Source organism: Rhizobium atlanticum (assembly GCF_030182485.1).
Lineage (GTDB): Bacteria > Pseudomonadota > Alphaproteobacteria > Rhizobiales > Rhizobiaceae > Rhizobium.
Genome location: NZ_JAQJCJ010000063.1, coordinates 1 through 3,984 on the forward strand (window position 1 = coordinate 1; position 3,984 = coordinate 3,984).

Annotated in this window: 4 protein-coding genes; all 4 read left to right on the forward strand. The window is 62.7% G+C overall.

Going from position 1 to position 3,984, the window contains the following annotated elements; all coding sequences use genetic code 11:
- The coding region (locus PH551_RS32550) for an ABC transporter substrate-binding protein (protein WP_285196384.1) at nucleotides 1–1,119 on the forward strand (1,119 nt) is incomplete at its 5' end.
- Nucleotides 1,120–1,265: 146 nt separating this feature from the next.
- Nucleotides 1,266–2,219, forward strand: coding sequence for a carbohydrate ABC transporter permease (locus PH551_RS32555; RefSeq protein ID WP_285196385.1), 954 nt, complete (start codon nucleotides 1,266–1,268; stop codon nucleotides 2,217–2,219).
- On the forward strand, nucleotides 2,216–3,187 hold the full coding sequence (locus PH551_RS32560) for a carbohydrate ABC transporter permease (RefSeq protein WP_285196386.1): 972 nt from the start codon (nucleotides 2,216–2,218) through the stop codon (nucleotides 3,185–3,187). The genes PH551_RS32555 and PH551_RS32560 overlap by 4 nt, the downstream gene beginning before the upstream one ends.
- Nucleotides 3,188–3,190: 3 nt before the next feature.
- The coding region (locus PH551_RS32565; RefSeq protein WP_285196387.1) for an ABC transporter ATP-binding protein at nucleotides 3,191–3,984 on the forward strand (794 nt) is incomplete at its 3' end.

Sequence of the window (3,984 nt, forward strand, 5' to 3'; positions counted from 1 at the left end):
AAGGAGGATCTGTCGAAGGAAGGTTTTGCCTGGAAGGACGTTCCGGTTGCCGGCGGCGGTGGTGATGCGGCGATGACGGCGCTGAAGGCGATGGTGGCGGCCGGCACTTATCCGACGGCCTCGCAGATGCTGGGCTATACCGTGCTCGATTACGCGCAGGCCGGCGTCATGGGCGACCTGACGGAGACGGCCAAGAAGGAAGGCTGGGACAAGTCGGTGCCGGCCGCACTTCAGAAGTTCTCCGTCTATGACGGCAAGTGGGTCGCAGCCCCCGTCAACGTCCACTCGGTCAACTGGCTGTGGATCAACAAGGCGGTGATGGACAAGATCGGCGGCACCCAGCCGAAGACCTTCGACGACCTGATCGCGCTGCTCGACAAGGCCAAGGCCGCAGGCGTCATCCCGTTGGCGCTCGGCGGCCAGAACTGGCAGGAAGCGACGATGTTCGATTCCATCGTGCTGTCGACCGGCGGTCCGGAGTTCTACAAGAAGGCCTTCAACGACCTCGACGAGGAATCGCTGAAGTCGGACACGATGAAGAAGTCCTTCGACAACCTCGCCAAGATCGTCAAATACGTCGATCCGAACTTCTCCGGCCGCGACTGGAACCTGGCGACCGCCATGGTCATCAAGGGCGACGCGCTGGTGCAGGTGATGGGCGACTGGGCCAAGGGCGAATTCGTCGCCGCCAAGAAGACGCCGGATAAAGACTTCCTCTGCTACCGCTTCCCCGGCACCGAAGGCAGCGTCATCTACAACTCCGACATGTTCGGCATGTTCAACGTTCCCGAGGACCGCAAGGCGGCCCAGGTGGCGCTGGCGACCGCAACGCTGTCGAAGAGCTTCCAGTCGGCCTTCAATGTCGTCAAGGGTTCGGTCCCGGCCCGCACCGACGTACCCGACACCGACTTCGACGCCTGCGGCAAGAAGGGCATCGCCGACCTGAAGGCGGCCAACGAGGGCGGCACGCTGTTCGGTTCGCTGGCCCAAGGTTATGGCGCGCCTCCGGCGATCGCCAATGCCTATAAGGACGTCGTCTCGAAGTTCGTCCACGGCCAGATCAAGAGCTCGGACGAAGCCGTCACCCAGCTCGTCCAGGCGATCGACGACGCCCGCTGAGACGAGGCCGATGACAAGGCTTCCCCGCGTCTTCACGGGGAAGCTTCAGTCCCTGACGGATATGCGGGGGCGATCATGCGGGGACAGGCATGCTGGCCAGCCCCATGACGACATGCATGACGACATGCAGCGAGGAGATGCATTCCATGAGCACAGTTGCCACCACCGATCCGGTTCTGACGCCGGGGCAGGCGAGCGGGATCTCGCTTCGAAGCCGGCTGCAGGATGCGCTGCCGAAGATCGTGCTGGCGCCGAGCTTCGTCATCACGCTGATCTTCGTCTACGGCTTCATCGTCTGGACGGCCTATCTCTCCTTCACCAATTCCAAGACCTTCCCCTCCTATCAGCTGACCGGCGCGCGCGCCTATCAGCGGCTGTGGCGCTGGACCTTCGAGAGCGACCCGCCGTCCTCCTGGTACACATCGATCACCAACATGGCGATCTTCGGCTTCCTCTATGTCGGCATCTGTCTGGCGCTCGGCCTGCTGCTCGCCATCCTGCTCGACCAGAAGATCCGCGGCGAGGGGTTGCTCAGGCCGATCTTCCTCTATCCGATGGCGCTTTCCTTCATCGTCACCGGGGTGGCCTGGAAGTGGTTCCTCGATCCCGGCCTCGGGCTGGAGCAGACCCTGCATCACTTCGGCTGGACGAGCTTCCACTTCGACTGGATCAAGAACAAGGACTTCGTCATCTATACCGTCGTCATCGCCGGTGTCTGGCAGGCGTCCGGCTTCGTCATGGCGATGTTTTTGGCCGGGCTTCGCGGCATCGACGGCGAGATCATGAAGGCGGCTGAGATCGATGGCGCCTCGCCTTTCCAGCTCTATCGGCGCATCATCATACCGCTGTTGCGGCCGATCTTCCTGTCGGCCTTCATCGTGCTCGCCCATATGGCGATCAAGTCCTACGACCTGGTGGTGGCGCTGACCTCAGGGGGGCCTGGCGGCTCGGCCTGGCTGCCGTCCAACTTCATGTATGAATACACCTTCAAGCGCAATGAGATGGCCGTCGGCTCGGCGAGCGCCATCATCATGCTGATGACGATCTCGGCGATCATCGTTCCCTATCTCTATTCCGAACTGAAGGAGAAGGTCCGATGAGCGGCGTCACCTCTGCGATCGGCACCTCCTCATCGGCAGCAGCAGCCGAAGCAGCGGAGCGCGGCAACAGCGCCCGCTGGATCGGCCGCACCTTCATCTACGGCCTGCTTGTCATCTTCGCTGTCCTCTACCTGATGCCGCTCTTCGTCATGCTGGTGACCTCGTTCAAGACGATGGACGAGATCCAGAACGGCAACATGCTGGCGCTGCCTGAGGCGCCGACCTTCGATCCCTGGGTCAAGGCCTGGGGCCAGGCCTGCGTCGGGCTGACCTGCGCCGGCATCAAGGGCTACTTCTGGAACTCGATCAAGATGGTGGTGCCGGCGGTGGTGATCTCCACCTTCTTCGGGGCGCTGAACGGCTATGTGCTGACCAAGTGGCGCTTTCCCGGCCACACGCTGGTGTTCGGGCTGATGCTGTTTGCGTGCTTCATCCCGTTCCAATCGGTGCTGCTGCCGATGGCGACCATTCTCGGCTCGCTCGGCCGCTTCGGCGTCACCCTGCAGAACGCCACCGGCTGGAACTTCGGCTTCGGCAATTCGACGGTCAATCTGGTCTTCGTCCATGTCGTCTACGGCCTCGGCTTCACGACGTTGTTCTTCCGCAATTTCTACGAGGCCTTTCCGACCGAGCTGGTCAGGGCCGCCCAGGTCGATGGCGCCAGCTTCTTCCAGATCTTCCGCCGCATCATGCTGCCGAACTCGCTGCCGATCATCGTTGTCACGGTCATCTACCAGTTCACCAACATCTGGAACGACTTCCTGTTTGCCTCGGCCTATGCCGGCACCGGCGATTCCATGCCGATGACGGTGGCGCTCAACAATGTCGTCAACACCTCGACCGGGGTGGTCGAATACAATGTCAACATGGCGGCGGCGATGATCGCGGCCGTTCCGACGCTCATCGTCTATATCCTCGCCGGCCGCTACTTCGTGCGTGGCCTGATGGCGGGTGCAGTCAAAGGGTAACCCATGGCTTTCCTGGAAATCTCCGGTCTCAGAAAGCGCTTCGGCGCCGTCGACATCCTCAAGGGTATCGATCTCGAACTCGAAAAGGGCGGCTTTCTCGTGCTGGTCGGCCCGTCCGGCTGCGGCAAGTCGACCCTGCTCAACACCATTGCCGGGCTGGAGACGATCACGTCAGGCGATATCCGCATCGACGGGCGCGCCGTCAACGGCCTGCATCCCTCCAAGCGCGACATCGCCATGGTGTTCCAGTCCTATGCGCTCTATCCGAACATGACGGTGGCGGGCAACATCGCCTTCGGCATGGAGATGCGCGGCGTGCCGCAGGAGGAGCGCAAGCAGGCGATCGACAAGGTGGCAAAGGTGCTGCAGATCGGCCATCTGCTCGACCGCAAGCCGAGCCAGCTGTCGGGCGGCCAGCGCCAGCGCGTCGCCATGGGCCGGGCGCTGGTGCGCGATCCCAAGCTCTTCCTGTTCGACGAGCCGCTCTCCAACCTCGACGCGAAACTGCGCGTCGACATGCGCATCGAGATCAAGCGGCTGCATCAGGCGACCGGCAAGACCATCGTCTATGTCACCCACGACCAGATCGAGGCGATGACGCTCGCCACCCGCATCGCCGTGATGAAGGACGGCATCGTCCAGCAGTTCGGCACGCCGGCGGAGATCTACAACAATCCCGCCAACATGTTCGTCGCCGACTTCATGGGCTCGCCGGCGATGAACCTGGTGAAGGCCTCGGTCGAAAACGGCGCCGGCGGCCTTGCGGTCTCGCTCGAACGGCCGAACGCCGCCCCGCT

Bases quoted from the DNA above. Each gene is read 5' to 3' on its own strand.
- PH551_RS32555 (WP_285196385.1), top strand. From the start codon at position 1,266: ATGAGCACAGTTGCCACCACCGATCCGGTTCTGACGCCGGGGCAGGCG.
- PH551_RS32560 (WP_285196386.1), top strand. From the start codon at position 2,216: ATGAGCGGCGTCACCTCTGCGATCGGCACCTCCTCATCGGCAGCAGCA.